Annotated in this window: 24 protein-coding genes and 1 other RNA gene; 16 read left to right on the top strand and 9 right to left on the bottom strand. The window is 61.0% G+C overall.

What is annotated here, in order from left to right; genetic code table 11:
* The first annotated feature begins 15 nt into the window (after nt 1–15).
* Nucleotides 16–636 carry a 2,3-bisphosphoglycerate-dependent phosphoglycerate mutase gene (locus tag GR183_RS18045; protein ID WP_160777059.1) on the top strand — a complete coding sequence of 207 codons (621 nt, stop codon included), beginning with the start codon at nt 16–18 and terminating at the stop codon, nt 634–636.
* A gap of 75 nt (nt 637–711) precedes the next feature.
* Here GR183_RS18045 and GR183_RS18050 read toward each other — a convergent pair whose 3' ends face one another.
* From GR183_RS18050 to GR183_RS18060, 3 genes are all read right to left on the bottom strand, one after another.
* Nucleotides 712–1,713: an adenosine kinase gene (locus tag GR183_RS18050; RefSeq protein ID WP_160777060.1), complete on the bottom strand. Its 1,002-nt coding sequence runs from the start codon at nt 1,711–1,713 to the stop codon at nt 712–714.
* An 84-nt stretch (nt 1,714–1,797) separates the two neighbouring features.
* Nucleotides 1,798–2,688 carry a prephenate dehydratase gene (locus GR183_RS18055; protein WP_160777061.1) on the bottom strand — a complete coding sequence of 297 codons (891 nt, stop codon included), beginning with the start codon at nt 2,686–2,688 and terminating at the stop codon, nt 1,798–1,800.
* 47 nt (nt 2,689–2,735) lie between these two features.
* Nucleotides 2,736–3,470, bottom strand: coding sequence for a 3-deoxy-manno-octulosonate cytidylyltransferase (locus GR183_RS18060; protein WP_160777062.1), 735 nt, complete (start codon nt 3,468–3,470; stop codon nt 2,736–2,738).
* 193 nt (nt 3,471–3,663) lie between these two features.
* Between GR183_RS18060 and GR183_RS18065 the strand changes: the two genes are divergently transcribed.
* The 9 genes from GR183_RS18065 to GR183_RS18105 all read left to right on the top strand — a co-directional run bounded on the left by GR183_RS18065 (nt 3,664) and on the right by GR183_RS18105 (nt 14,469).
* Nucleotides 3,664–4,218, top strand: a complete 555-nt coding sequence (locus GR183_RS18065; protein ID WP_160777063.1) for a c-type cytochrome — start codon at nt 3,664–3,666, stop codon at nt 4,216–4,218.
* Between the two features lie 210 nt (nt 4,219–4,428).
* Nucleotides 4,429–5,838 carry a diguanylate cyclase domain-containing protein gene (locus tag GR183_RS18070; RefSeq protein ID WP_160777064.1) on the top strand — a complete coding sequence of 470 codons (1,410 nt, stop codon included), beginning with the start codon at nt 4,429–4,431 and terminating at the stop codon, nt 5,836–5,838.
* Nucleotides 5,839–6,007: 169 nt separating this feature from the next.
* Entirely contained in the window at nt 6,008–7,894 is a 1,887-nt protein-coding gene (locus GR183_RS18075) for an extracellular solute-binding protein (protein WP_160777065.1), read from the top strand.
* Nucleotides 7,894–9,762 carry an extracellular solute-binding protein gene (locus GR183_RS18080; RefSeq protein ID WP_160777066.1) on the top strand — a complete coding sequence of 623 codons (1,869 nt, stop codon included), beginning with the start codon at nt 7,894–7,896 and terminating at the stop codon, nt 9,760–9,762. The genes GR183_RS18075 and GR183_RS18080 overlap by 1 nt, the downstream gene beginning before the upstream one ends.
* 42 nt (nt 9,763–9,804) lie before the next feature.
* Complete coding sequence (locus tag GR183_RS18085; RefSeq protein WP_160777067.1) at nt 9,805–10,920, top strand: microcin C ABC transporter permease YejB; 1,116 nt, start codon at nt 9,805–9,807, stop codon at nt 10,918–10,920.
* 4 nt (nt 10,921–10,924) lie between these two features.
* Nucleotides 10,925–12,103, top strand: a complete 1,179-nt coding sequence (locus GR183_RS18090) for an ABC transporter permease (protein WP_160777068.1) — start codon at nt 10,925–10,927, stop codon at nt 12,101–12,103.
* 12 nt (nt 12,104–12,115) lie between these two features.
* Nucleotides 12,116–12,370 (top strand): hypothetical protein, encoded by a 255-nt coding sequence (locus tag GR183_RS18095; protein WP_160777069.1) that lies wholly within the window; start codon nt 12,116–12,118, stop codon nt 12,368–12,370.
* On the top strand, nt 12,370–12,837 hold the full coding sequence (locus GR183_RS18100) for a type II toxin-antitoxin system VapC family toxin (protein WP_160777070.1): 468 nt from the start codon (nt 12,370–12,372) through the stop codon (nt 12,835–12,837). The genes GR183_RS18095 and GR183_RS18100 overlap by 1 nt, the downstream gene beginning before the upstream one ends.
* A 3-nt stretch (nt 12,838–12,840) precedes the next feature.
* Entirely contained in the window at nt 12,841–14,469 is a 1,629-nt protein-coding gene (locus GR183_RS18105; protein WP_160777071.1) for an ABC transporter ATP-binding protein, read from the top strand.
* Nucleotides 14,470–14,495: 26 nt separating this feature from the next.
* Here GR183_RS18105 and recR read toward each other — a convergent pair whose 3' ends face one another.
* The 5 genes from recR to ffs all read right to left on the bottom strand — a co-directional run bounded on the left by recR (nt 14,496) and on the right by ffs (nt 18,147).
* Entirely contained in the window at nt 14,496–15,104 is a 609-nt protein-coding gene (recR, locus tag GR183_RS18110) for a recombination mediator RecR (protein ID WP_160777072.1), read from the bottom strand.
* Nucleotides 15,101–15,667 (bottom strand): hypothetical protein, encoded by a 567-nt coding sequence (locus GR183_RS18115; protein WP_160777073.1) that lies wholly within the window; start codon nt 15,665–15,667, stop codon nt 15,101–15,103. Before GR183_RS18115 ends, recR begins: the two co-directional genes overlap by 4 nt.
* Before the next feature lie 7 nt (nt 15,668–15,674).
* Nucleotides 15,675–15,995, bottom strand: a complete 321-nt coding sequence (locus GR183_RS18120; protein ID WP_160777074.1) for a YbaB/EbfC family nucleoid-associated protein — start codon at nt 15,993–15,995, stop codon at nt 15,675–15,677.
* A 54-nt stretch (nt 15,996–16,049) separates the two neighbouring features.
* A complete protein-coding gene (locus tag GR183_RS18125) occupies nt 16,050–17,951 on the bottom strand; it encodes a DNA polymerase III subunit gamma/tau (protein WP_160777075.1) in 1,902 nt (633 codons plus the stop codon).
* A 98-nt stretch (nt 17,952–18,049) separates the two neighbouring features.
* Nucleotides 18,050–18,147: signal recognition particle sRNA small type (gene ffs, locus GR183_RS18130), an RNA gene on the bottom strand.
* Between the two features lie 212 nt (nt 18,148–18,359).
* On the opposite strand from ffs, the gene GR183_RS18135 reads away from it, so the two are divergent.
* Both GR183_RS18135 and GR183_RS18140 read left to right on the top strand, forming a co-directional pair.
* Nucleotides 18,360–18,542, top strand: coding sequence for a type II toxin-antitoxin system HicA family toxin (locus tag GR183_RS18135; protein ID WP_160777076.1), 183 nt, complete (start codon nt 18,360–18,362; stop codon nt 18,540–18,542).
* A 17-nt stretch (nt 18,543–18,559) separates the two neighbouring features.
* Nucleotides 18,560–18,955, top strand: a complete 396-nt coding sequence (locus GR183_RS18140; protein ID WP_160777077.1) for a type II toxin-antitoxin system HicB family antitoxin — start codon at nt 18,560–18,562, stop codon at nt 18,953–18,955.
* Between the two features lie 40 nt (nt 18,956–18,995).
* On the opposite strand, the gene GR183_RS18145 is transcribed toward GR183_RS18140, so the two are convergent.
* Nucleotides 18,996–20,624, bottom strand: coding sequence for an acyl-CoA synthetase (locus GR183_RS18145; RefSeq protein WP_160777078.1), 1,629 nt, complete (start codon nt 20,622–20,624; stop codon nt 18,996–18,998).
* A gap of 127 nt (nt 20,625–20,751) precedes the next feature.
* On the opposite strand from GR183_RS18145, the gene GR183_RS18150 reads away from it, so the two are divergent.
* The 4 genes from GR183_RS18150 to GR183_RS18165 all read left to right on the top strand — a co-directional run bounded on the left by GR183_RS18150 (nt 20,752) and on the right by GR183_RS18165 (nt 23,487).
* Nucleotides 20,752–21,162, top strand: coding sequence for an HIT domain-containing protein (locus GR183_RS18150; protein ID WP_160777079.1), 411 nt, complete (start codon nt 20,752–20,754; stop codon nt 21,160–21,162).
* 34 nt (nt 21,163–21,196) lie between these two features.
* Nucleotides 21,197–22,132: an NAD(+) diphosphatase gene (gene nudC, locus GR183_RS18155; RefSeq protein ID WP_160777080.1), complete on the top strand. Its 936-nt coding sequence runs from the start codon at nt 21,197–21,199 to the stop codon at nt 22,130–22,132.
* Nucleotides 22,132–22,728 (top strand): histidine phosphatase family protein, encoded by a 597-nt coding sequence (locus tag GR183_RS18160; protein WP_160777081.1) that lies wholly within the window; start codon nt 22,132–22,134, stop codon nt 22,726–22,728. Before nudC ends, GR183_RS18160 begins: the two co-directional genes overlap by 1 nt.
* Before the next feature lie 78 nt (nt 22,729–22,806).
* Nucleotides 22,807–23,487: a sulfate transporter family protein gene (locus GR183_RS18165; RefSeq protein ID WP_160777082.1), complete on the top strand. Its 681-nt coding sequence runs from the start codon at nt 22,807–22,809 to the stop codon at nt 23,485–23,487.
* Nucleotides 23,488–23,962 lie beyond the last annotated feature (475 nt).

A 23,962-nucleotide genomic window follows, 5' to 3' on the forward strand; every position in this document is an offset into this window, starting at 1 on the left:
GGAGTTTGGACGCTCATGGAACGTCTGTTGGTGCTGGTCCGTCACGGCCAGAGCGAGTGGAACCTGAAGAACCTTTTCACCGGCTGGAAAGACCCGGACCTGACGGAACTGGGCGTCGAGGAGGCGGTTGCAGCCGGCAAGAAGCTGAAAGAGCTGAAGCTTACCTTCGACATCGCCTTTACCTCCGTCCTGAAGCGCGCGCAGCACACGCTTGATCTCATTTTGACCGAACTTGGCCAGGAGGGACTTGAAACGATCCGCGACCAGGCGCTCAACGAGCGTGACTACGGCGACCTGACCGGCATGAACAAGGACGAGGCGCGCGAGAAATTCGGCGAGGAGCAGGTGCACATCTGGCGCCGCTCCTTCGACGTGCCGCCGCCGGGCGGCGAGAGCCTGAAGATGACCGCCGAGCGCACCCTGCCCTATTATCGCAAGGAAATCCTGCCGCGCGTGCTTGCCGGCGAACGCGTCATCGTCGCCGCCCACGGCAATTCGCTGCGCTCGCTGGTCATGGACCTTGAAGGCCTCTCGCCAGAACAGATCCTGAAGCGCGAACTGGCGACGGGCGTTCCGATCGTCTACCGCCTCACGGAAGACGGTGGCGTGGAAAGCGTGCAGGATCTCGCCGACTGAGGTCGCAGCCTTGCAATTCCCAAAACGAAAAACGGCGGCCGACCGGCCGCCGTTCGCATTTCGGAAAGAGAACTGTCAGGCGGCAAATCCGGCCTGCGTAATCAGGCCCGAAAGCGATTTTTCGGGCCGCGCGCCGACATGACTGATGACTTCCGCCGCGCAAAGACAACCGATTTCCGCACATGCGGCAAGGCCCAGATCGCGCGACAGGCCGAACATGAAGCCTGAGGCAAAAAGATCGCCCGCACCGGTCAGATCCACCACGCTATCGACCTTCGCCGCCGGAACATGCACCGTCTCCTCCCGCGAGATGGCCATGGCGCCCTTCTCGCCGACGGTGAGAGCGGTAAGCCTGCAGTCCTCGCGCACCGCATTGATCGCGGTATCGAGATCGGCCGTTTCGTAAAGCGCCTTCAGCTCATGTTCGTTGGCGAACAGGAGGTCGACGATCCCGTCACGCATGAGAGAGATGAACTCGGACCGGTATCGGTCGACGCAGAAAGAGTCCGACAGCGTGAGGCTTACCCTGCGGCCTGCCTTATGGGCGATTTCGGAGGCATGGAGAAACGCCTTCTTCGCCGCCGGCGGATCCCACAAATAGCCTTCCATATAGGTGATCGCGGAAGCGCGGACGTCCTCGGCGTCAATGTCCTCGGGCGAAAGCTCGACGCAGGCGCCGAGATAGGTGTTCATCGTGCGCTCGCCGTCCGGCGTGATCAGGATCATCGAACGTGCGGTCGGCGCACCGTTCTTCAGCGGCGCAGTTTCGAAATGAACGCCGGTTCCGCGCATGTCATGCCTGTAGGCATTGCCGAGTTCGTCCTCCGCGACCTTGCCGACGTAGGCAGGCTTGCCGCCGAGCGAGGCGATGCCGGCGGCCGTATTACCCGCACTCCCTCCCGATATGCGCACCGTCTGCCCCATCTTGTCGTAGAGCCCGACCGCCGTGTCGGTGTCGATGAGCTGCATGGAGCCCTTCACCATTTCCTCGCGGCGGAGGAAATCCTCCTCGACATGGGCGAAGACGTCGCAAATGGCGTTGCCTATGCAAAGCGCGTCGTAGCGGAGTTCCGTCATGAAACAGATGTTCCCCTGTTCTGGTGGTTATCCGGTCGCGGCGGGCCATTCGCCGCCAGCCATTTGTGGCACGGTTGGCGGCGTTCAGCTTGCCGGGTTGGGCCGCAGGGCGCGATTGGCCTCGGGCTCGCGGATCTTTTCGCGAAACGGGCTCGCACGATAGACCCCGAGAAGCTTGAACTCAGCCGAGAAGAACTCAAGTTCCTCCAGCGCCAGCGCCACGGACCGGTCTTCCGGGTGACCCTCTACATCGGCGTAGAACATGGATGCGAAGAACTGGCCTTCGAGCTGGTAGGATTCCAGCTTGGTCATGTTCACGCCGTTGGTCGCAAATCCGCCGAGCGCCTTGTAAAGCGCCGCCGGCACGTTGCGGACCCGGAATATGAACGTCGTGATGACGGGCTGGCCGTTGTTTGCCGCCGTCAGCTTTTCCCGCGACAGGATCAGGAAGCGGGTCGTGTTGTGGGCCTCGTCCTCCACATTCCTGCGCAGAATGTCAAGGCCGTAGACCTCGGCCGCCATTTCCGGCGCAAGCGCGGCGGCGCTCATGTCCCCACGCTCGGCGATCTGGCGGGCCGACCCGGCGGTATCCGCACCGATGACCGGGGCAAGCCCGAGTTCGCGGATGATCTTGCGGCATTGGCCAAGCGCCATGACGTGGCTTTGCACCGTCTTGAGCCCTTCGAGCGTCGCGCCCTTGGGTGCTACGAGCTGAAAGCGGATCGGCAGGAAGAACTCGCCGATGATATGGAGCGAGGAACGCGGAAGCAGGTGATGGATATCCGCCACCCGGCCCGCAACGGAGTTTTCGACCGGAATCATCCCAAGGTCCGCTTCGCCATTTTCAAGCGCCTGGAAGCAATCCTCGAATGTCGCGCAAGGAATGGCCTCGTAATCCGGATAGACGTTGCGGCAGGCCATATGCGAATTGGCGCCCACCTCTCCCTGAAACACGATCTTCTTCTGGTCCGACATTGATTCCGCTTCTTCCGATTTGCGTTGAAAACTGGTTCGAGACGCGCTTACGCCGCCCCGGTCATTGCCCGCCGGGCGCGCTCCAGGTCATCGGGCGTGTTGACGTCCATCGGCGCGCTGTCGATCAGGCTGACGTCGATACGCATGCCGGCTTCCAGCGCGCGAAGCTGCTCCAGCTTCTCCCGCCGCTCAAGCGGCGATGGCGGCAACGCGACGAAACGCTCAAGCGCTGCCCTGCGATAGGCATAGACGCCGATGTGCCAGTAAAGAGGTCCGTCGCCGGTGGGCGCCGTCGCACGCGTGAAATAAAGCGCGCGGTGGCGCCGGCCCTCGACCGGAGTAACGACAGCCTTCACGAAACTCGGGTCATGGCGCCCGTGATCCGGCATCACGGTCATGATGGTCCCGATATCCACATCCGGATCGGACAATGGCTCGAAAGCCGCGCGCGCCGCGTCCGGCTCGATCATCGGCACGTCGCCCTGAAGGTTCAGCACCACATCGTAGCGCCTTTCGGGGTCGACAAGCTGCAGAGCCTCGTGCAGACGGTCGGATCCGGACTCGTGATCTGCCCGCGTCAAAACCGCGCACCCGCCGGCGGCTTCCACCGCCTGCTTGATGCGTTCGTCGTCGCAGGCCACCACGACGGGACCGATTTGCGCGGCTTCCGCATGGCGAACCACATGCGCGATCATCGGCAGACCGGCTATTTCCGCTAGGGGTTTTTCCGGAAGGCGGGTCGATGCCATGCGGCTCGGGATCAGGACGATGGCGTCGCTCACGGCATACTCCGGACCAAAGCCGCGACAAAGCGGGCTGAAAGAATGAAAAGTCTCATGGATTGCCCTTTTATACCTATGGACACGGGCGTCAAAAAATTTGTAGGTTCCGGCGACTTTTCGTTGACGCGACGTTTACCGGCGGAATAACCCGTAGTCGCGCGTATGCGCTTATCACAAGTTGGAGCCAGGCAGGATGGATTCCTTCGAGCTGAACAAGATCGCCGGCGCGGTTTTGCTTTCCCTTCTGGTCGTCATGGGGCTGGGTGTCGTCTCGGACCTGATTTTCGAAACGAACCCGCCGGAAATCCCGGGCTACGAAATCGCCGTGGCTACGGACCATGAAGGCGGGGAAGCTCAGGCAAGTGCCGAGCCGGATGTCGTGCCGATCGGCACTCGCCTGGTCGAGGCAAGTGCGGAAAGCGGCGAGAAGGCCGCCAAGAAGTGCGCCGCCTGCCATTCATTCGAACAGGGCGGGCCGAACAAGGTGGGTCCGGCGCTCTGGGGCGTCGTGGGCCGCGCGCCCGGCTCTCACGAAGGCTTCGGCTATTCCGGCGGCATGAGCGAATTCGCAAGCTCGCACGACGCCTGGTCCTACGAAGAGCTGGATCATTTCCTGACCAATCCGCGTGGCTACATCGACGGAACGACGATGTCGTTTGCCGGCATCAAGAAGCCGGCCGAACGCGCCGACGTGATCGCCTACCTGCGGTCGCTTTCGGAAAATCCGGAGCCGCTGCCGACTGAGTAGCGTGGACGGATGCAAGATCCCGCAAAGTTGCCTTAAAGTCACAGGGAGCAATATTCCCCTGTGACTTCAAGGATTTGCGGAAGAAAGGTATCGACTTTCCGCACGACGTGTTAAGCCGGGCATAGCCCGGCTTTTTTTGTTTTTAGCAATGCGTAAGTTTCAAGTCGTATTTACGTAAGGATAGGTATTTTATCGTGGGGGCCGAATTTCATGCATGGGACGATAATGTCGCTTGAGGGCGGACCGCCGGTTGGCGGCGCGCGGCGGCGCGGCATGCTGGCGGCGGGCGTCGCCGGCATCATCGTTCTTTTCGCCGGCATCCTGCTTACCGAACTCATTGCGAATCTGATGAACGACGCCGCGCGGGAACGCCTTCAGGCCACGGCGCTTTCGCGCCTTGCCGAGGCTCGCGCGAAGCTTGAAGGCGAAATCAACGCAACGCTTTACATCGGCCAGGGGCTCGTCAGCTATGCCGCGACGCGGCCCGGCCTTTCTCAGGAGGAGTTTCAGCGGTTTGCGGAGCAGACCGTATCCATCGGCCGCAATGTGCGAAGCGTGGCGATCGCGCCCGACAACGTCATCGCCTATGTCTACCCCCTGGCGAGCAATGAACGCGCACTCGGGTTCGACTACCGCGAAAGCGCCGATCAATGGCCGGCGGTAAAACGCGTAATGGACGAACGCGCCACCATTATCGCAGGCCCCGTCGACCTTGTGCAGGGAGGCAGGGCGCTTATCGCCCGAACGCCGATATATCGCCCGGGACTGGATAGCGACCCCCAGGCCGAGCCGGGATATTGGGGCGTCGCCTCGGTCGTCATCAACATGGAGGGCCTGTTTGCCGATGCCGGCATCCTGCCCAAGACGGGCGGCTATGAATTCGCCATGCGAGGCGCGGATGGCAAGGGAGCCGACGGTGACCCTATAATGGGAGACCCTGCCCTGTTCGAAAATGACGCCGTCACCCTGCCCGTGTCATTGCCGCACGGGAGTTGGGAACTGGCGGCACGCCCGGCTGGCGGCTGGTATGTCGACAAGACCGGGATCCACGCCGCACGGGGCATCGGCTACGGGATTTCGCTGCTGATCGCCGTCTTGAGCGGGCTCGTCGTGTCGGCCCATCAACGCGCGCGCGCGATGGCGCTGCACGATCCCTTGACCGGCCTGCCGAACCGCCGCCTGCTGGAGGACCGGCTAAGCCAGCTCGCCGCGCTTTGCGAGCGGACCGACCTCGGCTTTCTCGTGCTCTATCTCGATCTCAATGGCTTCAAGCCGATCAATGATGCCTACGGCCACGCCGTGGGCGACGCGCTCTTGCAGGAAATCGGCCGGCGCATCACCGACGCAACCCGCAGATCCGACACGGTCGCTCGGATCGGGGGCGATGAATTCGTCATCATCGTACCGGGAGCGGGCGGAGAACAGACGGCGCGGCATCTGGCTGGCCGCCTGCGCCAGCGCGTGAGCGAGCCGCTGATCATCGGCGAGCGTTCCATTACGATTGAGGTGAGCATTGGCTGGGCGGCCTTTCCCACCGATTCCTCATCGGTCGACGATCTTCTCGCACTCGCCGACAGGCGCATGTACAGCGCAAAGAAAAGCGCTTCCGCTTCGTCCTGATAGGCAGGGCACCCTTGCCGGAATGCGATTAAACTTTTGTCATTAATCGTTTCTAAGGTGTCGAAGCGCGGTTCGAGCCCCTAATATATCGAAACTGACGATTTGCCCGTTCGCGCCTCCCGCCCGGAGTGCGCCTGACGCCAGCGAACCGAGGGGACCGAAAATAATCATGCCGAGCTTTGCAAGGTTTCGACGCAACGCCGCAACGACACTTGCCTGCGTGCTGCCGGCGCTCTTCCTGATCGGCGCAAGCTCGACGCTGCACGAGGCGCGCGCAGCGGAACCTGAATGGAAACATGCATCGGCCCTGACTGGCGATCCCAAATATCCGCCCGAGTTCGAACATTTCGGCTATGTAAATCCCGATGCGCCAAAAGGCGGCATCGTCAGGCTGTCCGACGTTGGCGGCTTCGACAGCTTCAATCCGGTCCTGCCACGCGGCAACCCGGCGATCGGCCTTGGCCTTATCTACGATTCGCTGACCGAATCCGCGCTCGACGAGCTGGATATCAGCGCCGCCTACGGGCTGATCGCCGAAGCGGTGCGCTATCCGGAAGACTTTTCCTGGGTGGAGTACAGGCTGAATCCGGACGCGCGCTGGCACGACGGCGAGCCCATCACCGTCGATGACGTGATCTGGAGTTTCGAAAAGATCACCGAGGTCAATCCCAGCCAGAAATTCTACTATCGTCATGTGACCGGCGCGCAGAAGGTGGGGGACAGAACGGTTCGCTTCACCTTCGATGGGCCCGGAAACCGGGAATTGCCTCACATCGTCGGCCAGCTTCTCGTGCTTCCCAAACACTGGTGGGAAGGCACGGATAAAAACGGCAATCAGCGCTCGATCGAGTCTGGAACGCTGGAACCGCCGCTCGGTTCAGGCCCTTACCGCATCAGGAATTTCGAGCCGAACCGCTTCGTCGAATACGAGCGGGTGCCCGATTATTGGGCCGCGAACCACCCCGTTCGCGTGGGTACGTATAATTTCGACAGGATCCGCTACGACACGTTCCGCGATTCAACGGTACTGCTGGAGGCTTTCAAGGGCGATCAGTACGATTTTCGGGCCGAGAACAGCGCCAAGAACTGGGCCACCGGTTACGACTTTCCAGCCGTCAAGGACGGTCGCGTAATCCTTGAGAAGTTCCCCGACAAGGCGAGTGGCGTCATGCAGGCCTTCGTCCCGAACCTCAGGCGGGAGAAATTCTCCGACGAGCGGGTGCGCCGGGCGTTGAATCTCGCCTACGACTTCGAATCGGCCAACAAGACGACCTTCTTCGGCCAATACAAGCGCGTCGGCTCTTACTTCGCCGGCACCGAGCTCGCCTCCTCCGGCCTGCCCGAGGGCAAGGAACTGGAGATCCTGGAGAGCGTGCGCGACAAGATCCCGCCGGAAGTTTTCACCGAGCCTTACGAAAACCCCGTCAACGGCGACCCGCAAAAGCTGCGCGAAAACCTGCGCATGGCGCTGGAGCTTCTGCAGGAGGCGGGCTGGAAGCTCGACGGGCGCAGGCTCGTCAACGCCGCGGGCGAGCAATTCGAGATCGAATTCCTGTCGAACGATCCCAATTCCGAGCGGCTCGTGCTGCCCTACGCCCGCAACCTGCAGCGCCTCGGCATCAAGCTCAACCTCAGGGTCATCGACACGCCGCAATACATCAACCGCATCCGCGACCGTGACTTCGACATGATCACCTCGCTCTGGCCGCAGTCGCTGTCGCCGGGTAACGAGCAGCTGGACTTCTGGGGATCCGAAGCCGCCGACCAGGCACAGTCGCGCAACTATGCCGGCATCAAGGACGAAGGCGTAGACGCCCTGATTCGGAAAGTGATCTTCGCCAGTGACCGGGACGAACTCGTGGCCGCGACCAGAGCGCTGGATCGCGTCCTCCTGCACCACAATTTCGTCGTGCCGCAGTTCTATCTCGATGTCGACCGCACCGCCCGCTGGGACCGGTTCGGCCATCCGGACAACATTCCGGAATTCACCCACGGCTTCCCCACGATCTGGTGGTGGGACGAGGAAAAGGCCGCGCGTGTGGAGCAAAAGAAGTGATGAAACAACGACTCCCCAGCCGTCGGACGGTCCTGAAACTGGGCGGAGCCGCCGCAGCAGCCGGCCTGCTGCCGTTCCCCGCAAGCCTTGCCCAAACGGGGGGGAGGCACGGCATGTCGGTTTTCGGCGAGTTGAAATATCCGCCCGAATTCGCCGCATTCGACTATGTGAACCAGCAAGCGCCGAAAGGCGGGCGCATGGTCTACACTGCTCCCTCCTGGGCGTATAACCAGAACCCGCAGACCTTCAACACCTTCAACAGCTTTATCCTGAAGGGCGATGCCCCGCCGCGCATGGAGCTTTGCTTCGATACGCTGATGGTGCGCGCGCTCGACGAGCCTGATGCGGTTTATGGTCTTGTCGCCGAAAGCGTCGAAAAATCCGAGGACGAAAACCGCTACACCTTCACCATCCGCCCCGAGGCCCGCTTCCACAACGAAAAGCCGCTGACGGCGGAAGACGTAGCCTTTTCGCTGATGACGCTGAAGCAGGACGGCCATCCGCTGATCCGCCAGACGATCGAGGAAATGGCCGATGCGGTCGCGCTCGACGAGCGGCGGGTCCGGGTGACCTTTTCCGGCAAGCAGTCCCGGCAGCTTCCGATGACGATTGCCGGCCTGCCGATCCTGTCGAAGGACTATTACACCCGCTACGACTTCACGCAGTCGACGCTGACACCGCCGGTCTCCTCCGGCCCTTACCGTGTCGGCGATTACGAGGTCGGCCGCTATATCGAGTATGAGCGCGTCGAGGACTGGTGGGCGAAGGACCTTCCCGTTTCGCGCGGCCACTACAATTTCGATGTGCTTAGGCTGGAGTTCTTCCGCGACCGCCAGGTGGCCTTCGAGGCCTTCAAGAAAGGCACGATGACCTTTCGCGAGGAATTCACCTCCAAGACATGGGCGACGGAATATAATTTCCCGGCCGTGCAGGACGGGCGCGTCAAGCAAAGCGAGTTCCCGGACGGGCGCCCCTCTGGGGCGCAAGGCTGGTTCTTCAACACAAGGCGCGAGAAGTTTTCCGACCCCAGAGTGCGCGCGGCGATCGGATTTGCCTTCGATTTCGAGTGGTCGAACAAGAATCTCTTCTTCGACCTCTACACACGCACCGAATCCTTCTTCGAAAATTCCACGATGAAGGCCGAGGGTGAGCCGGGGCCCGAAGAGCTTGCCCTTCTGGAACCCTATCGCGAGAGCCTTCCGGAAGCAGTCTTCGGATCGGCCGTCCAGGCCCCCGTTTCCGACGGATCGGGGCAGGACCGCAACTTGCTTCGCAAGGCGGACAGCCTGTTCCGCGAAGCAGGCCTCACCCGAAACGGGCGCCAGCTCATTCTGCCTTCCGGCGAGCCGCTGACAATCGAATTCCTGTCGAATTCGCCATCGTTCGAACGGGTCGTCCTGCCCTATATCAACAATCTCAAGCTTCTTGGCGTTACGGCCAATTTCCGGCTGGTCGACCCGTCGCAGTACCAGGCGCGGATCAACGAGTACGATTTCGACGTCGTTTCGCGCCGCTATTCGCTGGCGCCGACGCTCGGCGAATCAATCCGCCAGTTCTGGGGCTCGAAGGCCGCCGGAACGCCGGGCAGCAACAATCTCGCGGGGATCAGCCATCCGGCGATCGACGCCTTGATCGAAAAGGCTATTTTCGCCGAAACGCGCGACGAAATGGAGATTGCCGCGCGCGCCCTCGACCGATGCCTGCGCGCCGGTTACTACTGGGTGCCGCATTGGTACAAACCGACGCATACGGTTGCCATGTGGGATATCTTCGGCATGCCGCCGGAGCCCCCGCGCTACGACTTCCCGGTCGAGACGACGTGGTGGTTCGACGAGGAAAAGGCCGCGGCGGCGGGCAAGGCAGGCTGAGCGCACAAACCTGGGCAAAGGCGGGCAAGGTAAGAACGAACGATGGGCGCCTATATTCTCCGGCGACTTCTGCTGATCATCCCGACTCTGGTCGGCATCATGGCGATCAATTTCGTCATCATCCAGTTCGCGCCGGGCGGCCCGGTCGAGCGGATCATAGCCCAGCTTCAGGGAACGGACGTCTCCGCAACCGCGCGCATCAGCGGCGGCGGCGGCTCGGATATTTCCGCCGGCGGGCAGGACAGCGGCGGCGGAGGTGGCGAAGCCGTGAGCTCCAAGTATAGAGGGGCTCAAGGCCTTGATCCCGAATTCGTCAAGGAGCTGGAGGCCCAGTTCGGCTTCGACAAGCCGCCGCTCCAGCGTTTCGGCGAGATGCTGTGGAACTACGCCCGATTCGATTTCGGGGAGAGCTATTTCCGCGATATCTCGGTCATAGAGCTCATAATCGAGAAAATGCCCGTCTCCATCTCGCTCGGACTATGGATGACGCTGCTTTCCTACTCGATCTCCATTCCTCTCGGCATCCGCAAGGCCGTGAAGGACGGCTCGCCTTTCGATGTATGGACATCCGCCGTTATCATCGTCGGCTATGCGATCCCCGGCTTCCTCTTCGCCGTCCTGCTGATCATCCTTTTCGCAGGCGGCTCCTTCTTCGACTGGTTCCCCTTGCGGGGGCTCACCTCCGACAATTGGGAGCAGCTTTCCTGGCCGGCGCGGATCGTCGACTATCTGTGGCACCTCGTGCTTCCCATCACCGCCATGGCGCTTTCGGCGTTCGCGACGACGACGCTGTTGACCAAGAATTCCTTCCTCGACGAAATCCGCAAGCAATACGTCCAGACCGCGCGCGCTAAGGGCCTGACGGAGCGCCAGGTGCTTTACGGCCACGTTTTCCGCAACGCCATGCTGATCGTGGTCGCCGGTTTTCCGGGCGCCTTCATCTCCGCCTTCTTCGCCGGTTCCCTCTTGATCGAGACGATCTTTTCGCTCGACGGCCTTGGCCTCCTGGGCTTCGAAGCGGTGATCAACCGGGATTATGCCGTCGTCTTCGCCACGCTCTACATCTTTTCGCTGCTCGGCCTCGTCGTGAACCTGATCTCGGACCTCACCTACACATGGATCGATCCGCGGATCGACTTCGAAAGCCGGGAGGTCTGACGACATGGACACCCGCGCGGAAAACAGGGATGCGGTCCAAAACCGTTTCGTTGGAGCGGGCGAGGGGCAGTTCCGGCCCAGGGGCCGCTTCGAGCTTTCGCCGATCAACAAGCGCAGGCTTGCCAACTTCAAGGCGAACAGGCGCGGCTTCTGGTCGCTCTGGATCTTCCTGGTTCTCTTCGTGCTCGCGCTTTTCGCCGAGTTCATTGCCAACGACAAGCCGATTCTCGTCTCCTACAAAGGCGAGCTTCTGACCCCTATCTTCGTCGACTACCCGGAAGAGAAGTTCGGCGGCTTCCTTGCGGTAACGGACTATCGCGATCCCTTTATCCAGGACGAGATCAACGCCAACGGCTGGATCCTCTGGCCGCCGATCCGCTACTCCTACGATACGGTCAACAACGAGATCCCGGTTCCGGCACCCGCCCCTCCGTCATGGATGCTCGACAAGCAGGAGCGCTGCGAGCAGTACCCAAACGGCGCGGAAGACGCCAATTGCACCCTCGGCAACTGGAACTGGTTCGGCACCGACGATCAGGGACGGGACGTCGTCGCGCGCCTCATCTACGGCTTCAGGATCTCCGTCCTCTTCGGCCTCGCGCTCACCTTCGCCTCGTCGGTCATCGGCATCGCGGCCGGCGCGACACAGGGCTATTACGGCGGCTGGGTAGATCTCTTCTTCCAGCGTTTCATCGAGATCTGGACGGCCATCCCGACACTTTACCTGATCCTCATCGTCTCATCGGTGCTGATTCCGGGCTTCTGGACACTCTTCACGATCCTGCTCGCCTTTTCCTGGGTGGCGCTGGTCGGCGTCGTTCGGGCCGAGTTCCTGCGCGCCCGCAATTTCGAATACGTCACGGCCGCCAAGGCTCTTGGCGTGTCGAACCCCGTCATCATGTGGCGGCACATGCTGCCGAACGCGATGGTGGCCACGCTCACATTCATGCCCTTCATCCTGAACGGGTCGATCACCACGCTGACGGCGCTCGACTTCCTGGGTTTCGGCCTGCCGCCGGGCTCGCCTTCGCTCGGCGAGCTTCTGGCTCAGGGCAAGAACAACCTTCAGGCGCCCTGGCTCGGCATCACCGGCTTCTTCATGATCTCCATCATGTTGAGCCTGCTGATCTTCATCGGCGAGGCTGTGCGCGACGCCTTCGATCCGCGCAAGGCATTCGCGTGATAGGATGGGGCAATGGAGGATGCGATGAACAGGATCGTAAAAACGCACTACCCGGTCGAAAAATTGCCGGAGGATTTGCGTAAAGGGTTGCCCCAGCGCGGAGAAGTGACCGTGACACTGGAGGTTGAGGGTATTTCCGATACGCGCGGCACGATTTCGCTTGATGCGATATTTGACGCTCTCCCCGAGGATTTGCGCAAGAATAGTGACCAGATAGACGAAGATATTCGCCTCTCTCGCGATCAATGGGAACGCAAGGGCGAATAATGGTTCTCGTCTACGTCGACACGAACGTGTTTGTTCATGCGCTGGAAGAAAAGCAAGAGGGCGAAGCTGGCATCCTCGCAAGGAGACTGATCAGAGCAGCTGCGGATGGAAAACTTGACGCCGTCACAAGCGAGTTGACCCTCGCCGAAGTTCTCGCTCCGAACAAGCGCCATGCCGGCGCGCTCCCGGCTATGCTCGAACGTGCTTATCTCGACTTGATCGTGCATGGCGGGTTCATCGGCCTTGAAGCACTGGTTCGAGAAGACATGTATGAATCAGCCAAACTTCGCGCCTGGCAAAAAACGAAGGTAGGTTTGCCGGATGTTCTTCACCTTGCTACCGCCATTCGCACAAATGCCGATGTATTCGCGACAAACGACAAGGCGATAAGCATACCTCAGGGTATGAAAAAGCTTGATTTGTCATCCAAGGGCATTGGAGCGCTTCTCACAGAATTGGGATCTTGACCAGTGACCTCCCCACTCCTCTCCGTTCAAGACCTCTCCGTCGCCTTTTCGCAGGAAGGCAGGAAGACGCTCGCCGTTGACCACATTTCCTTCGACATCAATTCGGGAGAGACGGTCGCGCTCGTCGGAGAAAGCGGATCGGGCAAATCGGTCTCGGCGCTTTCGACCGTCAGGCTCCTGCCCTATCCGACCGCCTCGCATCCGAGCGGGAAGATACTCTTCAAGGGCAAGGACATGCTCACCGCGAATGATGCGGCCCTGCGCAAGGTGCGCGGCAACGAGATCTCCATGATCTTCCAGGAGCCGATGACCTCGCTCAATCCGCTGCATCAGGTGGAAAGGCAGATCGCCGAAGTCCTGAAAATTCACCGCGGCATGAGCGATACGGCGGCGCGCAAGCGCGTGCTCGAGCTTCTGCACCAGGTCGGCATCCCTCAGCCGGAAAAGCGTCTCCAGTCCTACCCGCATCAGCTTTCCGGCGGGCAGCGCCAGCGCGTGATGATCGCCATGGCGCTCGCCAACGAACCGGACCTGCTGATCGCCGACGAACCGACGACGGCGCTCGACGTCACGGTGCAGGCACAGATCCTCCAGCTTTTGAAGGATATCCAGCGCGATGTCGGCATGGCGATGCTCTTCATCACCCATGACCTCGGTATCGTCCGCAAGATTTCGGATCGCGTCTGCGTCATGACCGAAGGCAAGATCGTCGAGAAAGGCGAGACGGAGAAGATTTTCTCCAATCCGCAGCACGACTACACGAAGCATCTGCTGGCGGCCGAGCCCAAGGGCAATCCGCCTCAAACGGACACTTCGAAGCCGATCGTCGTCAAGGCCGACGACCTCAAGGTCTGGTTCCCGGTCAAGCGCGGGTTCATGCGCCGCACGGTCGATCACATCAAGGCCGTGGACGGGGTCGATATCTCGGTTCGCGAGGGCCAGACGCTCGGCATCGTCGGCGAAAGCGGATCGGGCAAGACGACGCTCGGCCTCGCCCTCCTCAGGATGATCTCTTCGACCGGCGAGATCAGCTTCCGCGACAGGGATATCCAGCGCTTTTCCTGGAAGGAGATGCGGCCGCTGCGGCGAGACATGCAGATCGTCTTTCAGGATCCGTTCGGCTCGCTATCCCCACGCATGTCGATAGCCGATATCGTGGGAGAAGGTCTTGCGGTCCATTTTCCCGACATTTCGCAATCCGAGCGTGATGCGCGCGTGGCCAACGCTCTCGAGGAGGTCGGCCTCGATGCCGCAACCCGCTTTCGCTACCCGCATGAATTCTCAGGCGGCCAGCGCCAGCGCATTTCGATCGCCCGCGCAATGGTGCTGGAGCCGAAATTCGTCATGCTCGACGAGCCGACTTCGGCGCTCGACATGAGCGTGCAGGCGCAGGTGGTCGACCTGCTGCGCGACCTGCAGAAACGCCATGACCTCGCCTATCTCTTTATCTCGCACGACCTGAAAGTCGTGCGCGCGCTCGCCAACGACGTGATCGTCATGAAGGACGGCAAGGTGGTGGAATCCGGCCCTTCGGAGAAGGTCTTCGACCATCCGGAGACGGACTACACCAAGGCGCTGATGGCCGCCGCCTTCCGTATCGAGACGGCGGGCGCGGGCATCGTTAGCCAGTAAAGCGGGGCACTTTTTCCAATCTGGTATCAGAAGGCCGTGCGGGCCTTCAGCGCCTGCGTCAGCGTGCCTTCATCCAGATAGTCGAGCTCGCCGCCGACGGGCACGCCATGGGCAAGCTTCGTCACGCGAACGTCGAAACCGGCAAGCCGGTCTGTCACGAAATGCGCCGTAGTCTGGCCTTCGACGGTCGCGTTGACCGCAAGGATCACCTCGCTCACGCCGCCGGCTTGCACCCGGTCGACAAGCCCGCCGATGTTGAGATCGTCCGGCCCGATGCCGTCAAGCGGCGACAGCGTGCCGCCGAGCACGTGATAGCGGCAGTTGAGTGCCGCCGCCCGCTCCAGCGCCCAGAGGTCGGCGACATCCTCCACGACGAGAATGGTTGAGGCATCGCGGCGCGGGTCGGAGCAGATCGTGCAAGGATCGCTCGTGTCCACCGTTCCGCAAGTCGAGCAGATCCCCACCTTTTCCACGGCGACATCCATCGCCTCGGCCAAAGGCACGAGCAGTTGCTCTTTCTTCTTGATCAGGTGGAGTGCGGCCCGGCGCGCCGAGCGCGGCCCCAGCCCCGGCAGTTTCGCCAGAAGCTGGATCAGGCGCTCGATCTCGGGGCCAGCGGTCGTTTTGGTGCTCATTTGAGCGCCCCAGAATATTTACGTAGCTCGTTTGATAGAGATCCATATTCAAGTTGCAGATTTGAAAGAGAAGAAAACTTCTCTCGCGCCAACTGTAAATTATTCAATGCGACCCCATGCATCTTTTTTTCATTCTCAGACATATCTTCAGTCGGATTTTGAATATTATATTGATACCAAATTCCCAGATGCGCTTTTATATCTGAAGATAATGCCACAGCTTTTGCATGCAGAGAATAAGATGAATTTTTCAATTTTTCGTCACGTATCCTTGAAATATGCTCCCTGTTCCTACCTAATATTGAAAGTTCCGATAAAATTTGCTCGATTTTATGATCCGGTATTCTCGAAGACGACTCATAAATATCTTTCGCGGAATTTATAATATTAATCAATCCACTAAAACTATCCGATAGAAACTCGCAAACTAATTTTTCTTTATCTCGTCTGTCATAACGAAAATGTAGGCGAGCTTGGACCCACGCACCCAAAAGCGCGATTAGGGCACCGACCACGATGCCCCAGAAAAACTCGCTTACTAGAATTCTGATTATAGCGTCCATTTGCCACTCAGAACGGCAGCTTCATGCCGGCGGGCAGGCCAAGGCCCCCCATCAGCTCCTGCGTCTTTTCCTGCATGGCGGTTTCCGCCTTGGCCTTGGCGTCGTTGAAGGCCGCCATGATCAGGTCTTCGAGGATTTCCACCTCGTCTTCCTTGGCAAGCGACGGGTCGATCTTGAGGCCCTTCATCTCGCTCTTGCCGTTGAGCGTCACGGTCACGAGGCCCGCACCGGCGGTTCCGGTCACCTCGATCTGGGCGACCTCTTCCTGCAGCGTGCCCATCTTTTCCTGAAGCTGCTTGGCCTGCTTCATCATCTTCATGAAGTCCATGGGGTATCTCCGTCGATTGGAGCCAATCAAAGCGTGGTCGTTGAATAGGGTGACTTAAGCGTTCGGGTCCTGCTCGTCACCATCGAATTCGCCTTCGTCCGGATTTTCCGGCACCGCCTCGGCGGACGGCGTGTCGCCCTCCGGCGCGCGGACGTGAACGTTGACGATCTCCGCGCCCGGAAATGCGGCGAGCAGCTCGGCCACCAGCGGTTCGGAGCGCGCATCGGTCAGAAGCTGGCGCTTGTTGGCCTCCCGCTCCTCATGCAGCGTTGGCCTGCCTTGCGTACGGCTGACGATGCAGATCCAGCGCGTGCCGGTCCATTCGGTAAGCTTGCGGCCCAGGTTTCCGGCAAGATCGGCATCGGCGTCCGGCGTCGGCTGGAATTCGATCCGCCCAGGCTCGAAACTGACGAGCCGCATGTTGCGCTCGATCGCCACCTTCAGCGGAATATCGCGCTTTTCGGCGGCAAGGGCGGCGCATTCGGCAAGCGATCCCGGGCCGTTTACCGCCGGTTCGGGCCTGGTGGGCACATGCGGCACCGGCGCTTCCGCCACTTTTGGTTCCGGCGCGCTTTCAACGGGCCGGAGTTGCGCGGACGGGCTGCCCGCCATCCGGGCGGAGGGTCCATGGCCGGACGATGCCGGCCCTGCCTGTGCAGTGCTCATCCGCGCCTGGACCGGCTGTCCGCCGGCACCTTGCGGCGCCCCCCGACCTGCCCCGGAGCCCGGCTGCTGCGCGCCCGCGGGCGGCAGAGTGCCATCCCTCAAGGCTTTCAGCGCCTCTTCCGGGTCGGGAAGGTCGGCGGCATAGGCAAGGCGCACCAGCACCATGTCGGCGGCCGCCAGCGGCTTGGGCGCGGCCTGCACTTCGGCAATCCCCTTCAAGAGGATCTGCCATGCCCGCGACAGCAGCCGGAGCGAGAGTTTTTCGGCAAACTCCCGCCCGCGCGTACGCTCGGCCTCGGTGACGGATGCCTCGTCGCCGGCTTTCGGCACGATCTTGAGGCGCGTGACGAGATGCGTGAAATCGGCGAGATCGGAAAGCACCACCACCGGATCGGCGCCGATTTCGTATTGCCCCTTCATTTCCTCAAGGGCGGCTGCCGCATCGCCCTTCATCACCTGTTCGAACAGGTCGATCACCCGGGCGCGGTCGGCAAGACCCAGCATTTCGCGCAAGTGTTCGGAGCCGATGTGACCGCCGCCATGGGCGATCGCCTGGTCGAGCAGCGAAAGGCTGTCGCGCGCGGACCCTTCGCCGGCCCGCGCGATCAGAGCAAGCGCTTCATCGGCGATGTCGATCCCTTCCTTGCCGGCGATGTCCCGCAAAAGCGACACCAGCTTTTCGGCGTCGATGCGGCGCAGGTCGAAGCGCTGGCAGCGTGAAAGCACGGTCACCGGAACCTTGCGGATCTCGGTGGTGGCGAAAATAAACTTCACATGCTCCGGCGGCTCCTCCAGCGTCTTCAGCAGGCCGTTGAAGGCCGCGTTGGAGAGCATGTGCACTTCGTCGATTATGTAGACCTTGTAGCGCGCCGAAGCCGGGCGGTAGCGCGCAGCATCCGTGATCTCGCGAATGTCGCCGATGCCGGTGTGCGAGGCGGCGTCCATTTCGATCACGTCGACATGGCGGCCTTCCATGATCGCTTCGCAGTGGATGCCGGGCTTGTCGAGGCGGATGGTCGGCTGCTCGACTTCGCCGGGGATTTCATAGTTGAGGCCACGGGCAAGAATGCGCGCCGTCGTCGTCTTGCCGACGCCACGCACGCCCGTCAGCATCCAGGCCTGGGCGATCCGGCCCGTCTCGAACGCGTTCTGCAGCGTACGCACCATCGGCTCCTGTCCGACGAGATCGTCGAAGGTGCGCGGGCGGTATTTGCGCGCGAGAACGCGGTAGGCGTCGTCCTTCTTGGCGCCTGATTCGAAGCCGGATTCTGGAGAAATCGTGCCGTCCATGGCGACCAGTTTATAGGCCTTGCGGCGCTCTGTCTCGCCAGGTGGCGTCTTGTCACCGCAAATCGGCGCCGAGCCGGCCGAACGCGCTGACGGCGAGGGTGGGAGGCCGGCACGATGACCCGTGCCGAAACTCGTTAGGGCTGCTTCCTTCCGGACCTGACCCGGTTGGCGAGTGGCTCGTCCACCACCAGCCTCCCGACGCCCTTATATCAGAAGAGGGGCGCGGCTTGGCAAGAGGGGAGGAAGGGAATCTTTTCCGGTCGCGTCTCGTCCCATGAGTGCAGATACCTATTTCGAGATTTGCCAGCTAAAGTCTCCTCGATCGCAATGCCAGCGAAAACTAGTACGCATAATAATGCGCATAAATTTTGACCCAGATTGAAATTCAGCTTAGATTTGAGACAAGGCATGGACCGCGACAGCGCGACGATCATCAAAAAGCTCAAGAAAGATGGTTTCGTATTGATTGGCGTTCGAGGCTCACATCACAAGTATCGCAAGGGGAATAAAACGGTAATCGTCCCCCATCCGAAACGTGACCTGCCACTCGGCACAGCCCGCGCGATCGCAAAACAAGCCGGGTGGCTTTAGAACAGGAAAATCATTCAATGCGTCACTATATCGCCGTCATCCACAAAGACAGCGACAGCAGTTACGGTGTCCATTTCCCTGATGTTCCAGGTTGCTTTTCCGCCGGAGATACGCTGGACGAAGCGATCCGAAACGCGGGTGAAGCCCTGCGGTTTTTCGCGGAAAATAGCGAGCCGATGCCGGTGCCGCGCAGCCTCGAGGAAATTCGGGCTGATCCACAGGTCGGTCAGGATATCGGTCTTGGCTGCACCTTCGCTGCAATACCCTTCTTTCTGGATGCGCATAGGACCGTAAGGGCGAATCTGACGATGGATGCTGCACTCCTGGAAGCAATCGACGTGACCGCGAAGGCGCGTGGCCAGACGCGCTCCGGTTTTCTGGCGTCGATCGCGAGGAAGGAAATCTTCGAGTGAGCCGCTCAGGCAACGGCAGATCGCCGGCAGCTGTCGCGTCTCACCCCTCCTCCGCAGCCCTTTGCCTGAGTTCCCTGCGGATGATCTTACCGGTCGTCGTCATCGGCAGTTCTTCGACGAATTCCACCTCGCGCGGATATTCATGCGCCGCAAGACGCGTCTTCACCCAGTCCTGGATTTCGCCTGCAAGTCCGTCCGACGGCACGGCATCTTCGTTCAGCACCACATAGGCCTTCACGATCTCGGTGCGAAGCTTGTCGGGCTTGCCGACGGCCGCCGCCAATTTCACCGCAGGGTGGCCGATCAGACAGTCTTCTATCTCGCCGGGGCCGATCCTGTATCCGGCAGACGTGATCACGTCATCGTCGCGCCCGACGAACCGGATCCAGCCCGCCTCGTCCTGAATGCCGGTATCGCCGGTCAGCAGCCAGTCGCCGGCGAATTTCGCCCGTGTTGCCTTCTCGTTTCGCCAGTAGCCCAGGAACATCACCGGGTCGGGCCGCCGGACGGCGATATTGCCGATCTCGCCGTTTGCAAGCACCTGCCCGCCGTCGGTAACGATGGCAAGCTCGTGGCCCGGCACCGCGCGGCCCATGATGCCGGGCCGCGCGTCCATGATCGCCCCGCAGGAGGAAACGATCATGTTGCATTCCGTCTGGCCGTAGAACTCGTTGATGGTGAGTCCGAAGACACGCCTGCCCCAGTCCAGCAGTTCCGTGCCCAGCGTCTCCCCGCCGCTTGCTACCGATCTGAGGTTCAGCTTCCAGCGCTTTTCCGGGTTATCCACCTGCCGCATCATCTTCAGCGCGGTCGGCGGCAGGAAGGCGTTGCGGATCTTTTGGTCCTGCAGAAGCTGGAACGCCGCCTCCCCGGTGAACTTGGAAAACCTTCGCGCGACGACGGGAACGCCATGATGAAGGGCCGGCATCAGCACGTCGAGAAGCCCGCCGATCCAGGCCCAGTCCGCCGGCGTCCAGATGCGGTCGCCCTCTTGCGGAAAAAAGTCATGGCTCATTTCCACTCCCGGCAAATGGCCGAGGAGTACACGATGCGCATGCAGCGCGCCCTTGGGCTGGCCCGTCGTGCCGGAAGTGTAGATGATCACCGCCGGATCGTCGGCGCTGGTGTTGACGGGCGTGTACTGAGCGCTGTGCCCCGCCATTTCCTCGTGCAGGTCGCGGGTGCCGATGTGCTTTCCATCGACGGTGAAGACATGGCGAAGCTCAGGCAACCGGTCGCGAATCGGCAGGATCTTGTTGGCACCGTCCGTGTTGGTGATGATCGCGCGCGCACCGGAATCCTTCAGCCTGTAAAGCAGCGCCTCCTCGCCGAAGAGCATGAACAGCGGAATGGAGATCGCGCCCATCTTGTGGGCGGCGATATGTCCGAATGCGGTCTCGGGCGCCTGCGGCAGCAGGATGCCGACCCTGTCCCCCTGGATGACGCCGGAAGCGGTCAGCAGGTTCGCGAGCCTGTTCGAAAGCCGGCTCAGATCGGAGAACGTGTAGTCCGACGCATTTCCCTCTTCGTCGATGAAGGTGAGCGCCAGCCGGTCCGGGTCGCTTGCCGTCCATTTGTCCGAAACGTCGACGCCCATGTTGAAGCGTTCCGGCACGTCCCAGCGGAACTTCCTCGTCAGGGCATCGTAGCTATCGGCTTTCGGCAGCATATATTTCCTCCGCTCGGTCTCCGCGCATGAACCAGTTTTGACGCGCAATCGCGAAAATGTCACGGGTCCGGCTTTCCGTCCTCTCCGGCAAGGGTATAGTCTCAGCCCTCGTTTCAGGAGCGTCCCCATGATCCCGTTCGATATCAACCCAAGGCTTGCCGGCGACACATACCACGTGGCGGATCTGAAGCTTTGCGCCGTCAGGCTCATGAAGGATGCCAATTATCCCTGGCTGATCCTCGTTCCGCGAAAGCCGGACCTGATCGAACTGATCGACCTTGAGGCTCCTGAACGCGCGGAACTGATGGAAGAGATCGCACTCGCGAGCCAGGCGCTGCGCGAGACGACCGACTGCCAGAAGCTCAATGTCGCGGCCCTTGGCAATCAGGTTTCCCAGCTTCACATACATATCATCGCCCGTCATCAGGACGACGCGGCCTGGCCCGGGCCGGTCTGGGGCGCCGTCAAGCCCGTCGCCTATGATCCGGGCGAGCGCGACCGCCTGATTTCCGATCTGGCCGACCGTTTGAGCGCCTGACACCTTTCGATTCCATAAGGACACTTTCCACTTCATGAGCCAGCATCGATTCGAACCGTTCGCCTACGGCGCAAATCCGCTCGACCGCCTTTCGGAGCATCGCGGCGACGCCGAATGGTTCAACCGGCACCGCACTTCGGATACAGCCCGCTTCTTGCTTTTTTCCGCCGACCGGCCCGTGGTCGATGTTTCCGGCAAGGCGTTGAACATTTTCCACGGACAGGCCCTGGCGGAAGAGTTCGCGGCGACCATTGAAGAAACGGTGCTTCTTGGCTTTCGTCCACAAACGGAGGCTCCGGTTTTCTCCGTCCAGATATTGGCGGCCGAAGAAGAGATTGAAAGAAACGGCGCATTCAAGCTTATCGACATCCGCTCGCTCGCCATTCAGGGCGCGCTCCCGCCGGAGGATCTCGGCATCCTCGCTCAGGCCCGCGCGCTCGGCCACTGGCACATGACGCATGGCTTCTGCTCGCGTTGCGGCGAAAAGAGCGTCATGACGCAGGGCGGATACCGCCGCGACTGTCCGAACTGTGGCGGGCTGCATTTCCCGCGCACCGACCCCGTCGCGATCATGCTGATCGCCGATGGCGACGAATGCCTGCTCGGCCGCCCGCCGCGCCTGGCCGAAGGCGTTTATTCCACGCTCGCGGGCTTCATCGAGCCCGGAGAGACGGTGGAGGATGCCGTCCGGCGCGAGGTCTTCGAAGAGTCCGGCATCAAGGTCGGCAAGGTTGCCTATCGCGCAAGCCAGCCCTGGCCGTTCCCCGCTTCGCTCATGATCGGCTGCAGCGGCGAAGCGCTTTCGCGCGACATCGTCATGGACGAAACGGAACTGGAAGACTGCCGCTGGTTTTCCCGTGACGAAGTCCGTCGGATGATGGCGGGCGAGCACGACGAAGGCAAGATTATCCCTCCGGGCATTTCCATCGCCCATTGGCTGATCCGGGAGTGGGTGGAAGGCAACGATTGATGCGCGATTGCACCTATCTCACGCATCCTGAAGTTCTCGTCGCACCCGAAATTCCCGTCCCCGACTGGTCTCTTTCGCCAAAGGGGCGCGAGCGTGCGTTCGCCTTCCTCCGCCAGCCCTTTCTGCGTTCCGTGCGCCATATCTTTTCAAGCGCGGAGAAAAAGGCGCTGGAGACGGCGGCAATTATTGTTCAGCACCTGAATGTCGAAGTGGTCACTGATGCGGATATGCATGAGAACGACCGCAGTTCGACAGGCTTTCTGCCGCCGGAGGAATTCGAGAAGATGGCGGATGCTTTTTTTGCTTCGCCGGAAGAAAGCGTCGGCGGATGGGAACCGGCGCTCCTTGCACAGCAGCGTATCGTCACCCGCGTTACCAGCGCGATCGATTCGCTTCGCACGGACGGCGCGGCGCTGTTCGTCGGCCATGGCGCCGTGGGAACATTGCTGAAGTGCCATCTTATGTCTCTACCGATAGACCGCGCTCAAGATCAGCCGGCTGGCGGCGGACATTTCTTTCGTTTCAGCTCGACCTGGCTGACTGCTCGCCAAGCGCATCCGCTGCCCTGGCGGCGCATGGAAATTCCGGAAGCTTAGCTCGAAACTCTTGTGTCGCGCGTCGCCGCCTCTTACCTCCGGGCGTGAAACAGAACCTTCAAGGACACCCCACAGCCGATGATCGCCGCCGCCATTCGCGCCATGAGCCAGGTTTTCCAGCCCGCGTTCCGGGCGATCTTGTGGAAGTCGCTGGGTTTCACGCTTGCGGCGCTCTTCCTCATCTGGATCGCGCTGAACGGGCTGGTCGCAGGCTTCGTCGACCTGCCCTACCCCTGGCTCGACACCGCTCTGTCGATTCTCACCGGCGTCGGCGCCTTCATCGGCCTCGGCTTTCTGATAGCCCCCGTCACGGCGATGTTCGCCGCCTTCTTTCAGGACGATGTCGCCTTGATCGTCGAACGCGAGGATTACCCCGCCGACGGGCCGGGCCGCGCCATGCCGCTGCCCGAAAGCATCTGGCTTACGGTGAAATTCACCGGCATCGTCATTCTGGCCAATATATTCGCGTTGATGCTGCTGCTTGTACCGGGCATCAACCTCGTCGCCTTCTTCCTCGTGAACGGCTATCTGCTGGGTAGGGAATTCTTCGAATTCGCGGCAATGCGCTTCATGCCGCAGGCAGACGCGAAGTCTCTGAGAAAGGCGCACGGCGGCACGGTTTTCCTGGCCGGCCTCGTGATCGCAGGCGTGCTGGCCGTGCCGATCCTCAACCTCGTGACGCCGATCTTCGCCACCATCCTGATGGTGCATCTTTACAAACGGTTGGCGCGACGCCAGGCGGCGGCAAGGGCATATTGAAATGGGTCGATTTCTGATCGCGAAAGCAAATCCGCGTTCGCGGGATGCGTTTTGGGATCAGCGATCGCATAGATCGCCGGCCCGGCATCAGGATTTCAGCTTGTGCGTGTTCCGCGTCCAGTAAAATGCGAGGCCGATAACGATCGCCACGGCAATGATCGGCCACACAAAGGCGAAAACATCCAAACTTGTCATCGACCCAAGCCTCTTAATACCTGTCTGGCGGAATAGTGTAAGCCCATACCCAGGAACAAGAATAGCACGCAGGTCAGGGCAATTCGACCAACCTCGGGAATATCGAGAACCGCAGGCCCGTTGACTGCCGCCAAAAACGGCGCCACCACACCGGTTATAATCATGCCCGCTGCAAGCATGTTCAGCCAGTTGGCTGTCAGTCTGATTAATTCGTCGCGCAAGTCAGGGCCAAGCCATCTTTAAAATAATTCTTTCATCAGCAAAAACAATCTAAAGGCGC

This window comes from Stappia sediminis (assembly GCF_009826895.1).
GTDB classification, from domain to species: Bacteria; Pseudomonadota; Alphaproteobacteria; order Rhizobiales; family Stappiaceae; genus Hongsoonwoonella; species Hongsoonwoonella sediminis.

Coding starts and splice junctions, on each gene's coding strand:
- GR183_RS18045 (WP_160777059.1), top strand. CDS start 16: ATGGAACGTCTGTTGGTGCTGGTCCGTCACGGCCAGAGCGAGTGGAAC.
- GR183_RS18050 (WP_160777060.1), bottom strand. CDS start 1,713: ATGACGGAACTCCGCTACGACGCGCTTTGCATAGGCAACGCCATTTGC.
- GR183_RS18055 (WP_160777061.1), bottom strand. CDS start 2,688: ATGTCGGACCAGAAGAAGATCGTGTTTCAGGGAGAGGTGGGCGCCAAT.
- GR183_RS18065 (WP_160777063.1), top strand. CDS start 3,664: ATGGATTCCTTCGAGCTGAACAAGATCGCCGGCGCGGTTTTGCTTTCC.
- GR183_RS18070 (WP_160777064.1), top strand. CDS start 4,429: ATGCATGGGACGATAATGTCGCTTGAGGGCGGACCGCCGGTTGGCGGC.
- GR183_RS18075 (WP_160777065.1), top strand. CDS start 6,008: ATGCCGAGCTTTGCAAGGTTTCGACGCAACGCCGCAACGACACTTGCC.
- GR183_RS18080 (WP_160777066.1), top strand. CDS start 7,894: ATGAAACAACGACTCCCCAGCCGTCGGACGGTCCTGAAACTGGGCGGA.
- GR183_RS18085 (WP_160777067.1), top strand. CDS start 9,805: ATGGGCGCCTATATTCTCCGGCGACTTCTGCTGATCATCCCGACTCTG.
- GR183_RS18090 (WP_160777068.1), top strand. CDS start 10,925: ATGGACACCCGCGCGGAAAACAGGGATGCGGTCCAAAACCGTTTCGTT.
- GR183_RS18095 (WP_160777069.1), top strand. CDS start 12,116: ATGGAGGATGCGATGAACAGGATCGTAAAAACGCACTACCCGGTCGAA.
- GR183_RS18100 (WP_160777070.1), top strand. CDS start 12,370: ATGGTTCTCGTCTACGTCGACACGAACGTGTTTGTTCATGCGCTGGAA.
- recR (WP_160777072.1), bottom strand. CDS start 15,104: ATGAGCACCAAAACGACCGCTGGCCCCGAGATCGAGCGCCTGATCCAG.
- GR183_RS18115 (WP_160777073.1), bottom strand. CDS start 15,667: ATGGACGCTATAATCAGAATTCTAGTAAGCGAGTTTTTCTGGGGCATC.
- GR183_RS18120 (WP_160777074.1), bottom strand. CDS start 15,995: ATGGACTTCATGAAGATGATGAAGCAGGCCAAGCAGCTTCAGGAAAAG.
- GR183_RS18125 (WP_160777075.1), bottom strand. CDS start 17,951: ATGGACGGCACGATTTCTCCAGAATCCGGCTTCGAATCAGGCGCCAAG.
- GR183_RS18135 (WP_160777076.1), top strand. CDS start 18,360: ATGGACCGCGACAGCGCGACGATCATCAAAAAGCTCAAGAAAGATGGT.
- GR183_RS18140 (WP_160777077.1), top strand. CDS start 18,560: ATGCGTCACTATATCGCCGTCATCCACAAAGACAGCGACAGCAGTTAC.
- GR183_RS18145 (WP_160777078.1), bottom strand. CDS start 20,624: ATGCTGCCGAAAGCCGATAGCTACGATGCCCTGACGAGGAAGTTCCGC.
- GR183_RS18150 (WP_160777079.1), top strand. CDS start 20,752: ATGATCCCGTTCGATATCAACCCAAGGCTTGCCGGCGACACATACCAC.
- nudC (WP_160777080.1), top strand. CDS start 21,197: ATGAGCCAGCATCGATTCGAACCGTTCGCCTACGGCGCAAATCCGCTC.
- GR183_RS18160 (WP_160777081.1), top strand. CDS start 22,132: ATGCGCGATTGCACCTATCTCACGCATCCTGAAGTTCTCGTCGCACCC.
- GR183_RS18165 (WP_160777082.1), top strand. CDS start 22,807: ATGATCGCCGCCGCCATTCGCGCCATGAGCCAGGTTTTCCAGCCCGCG.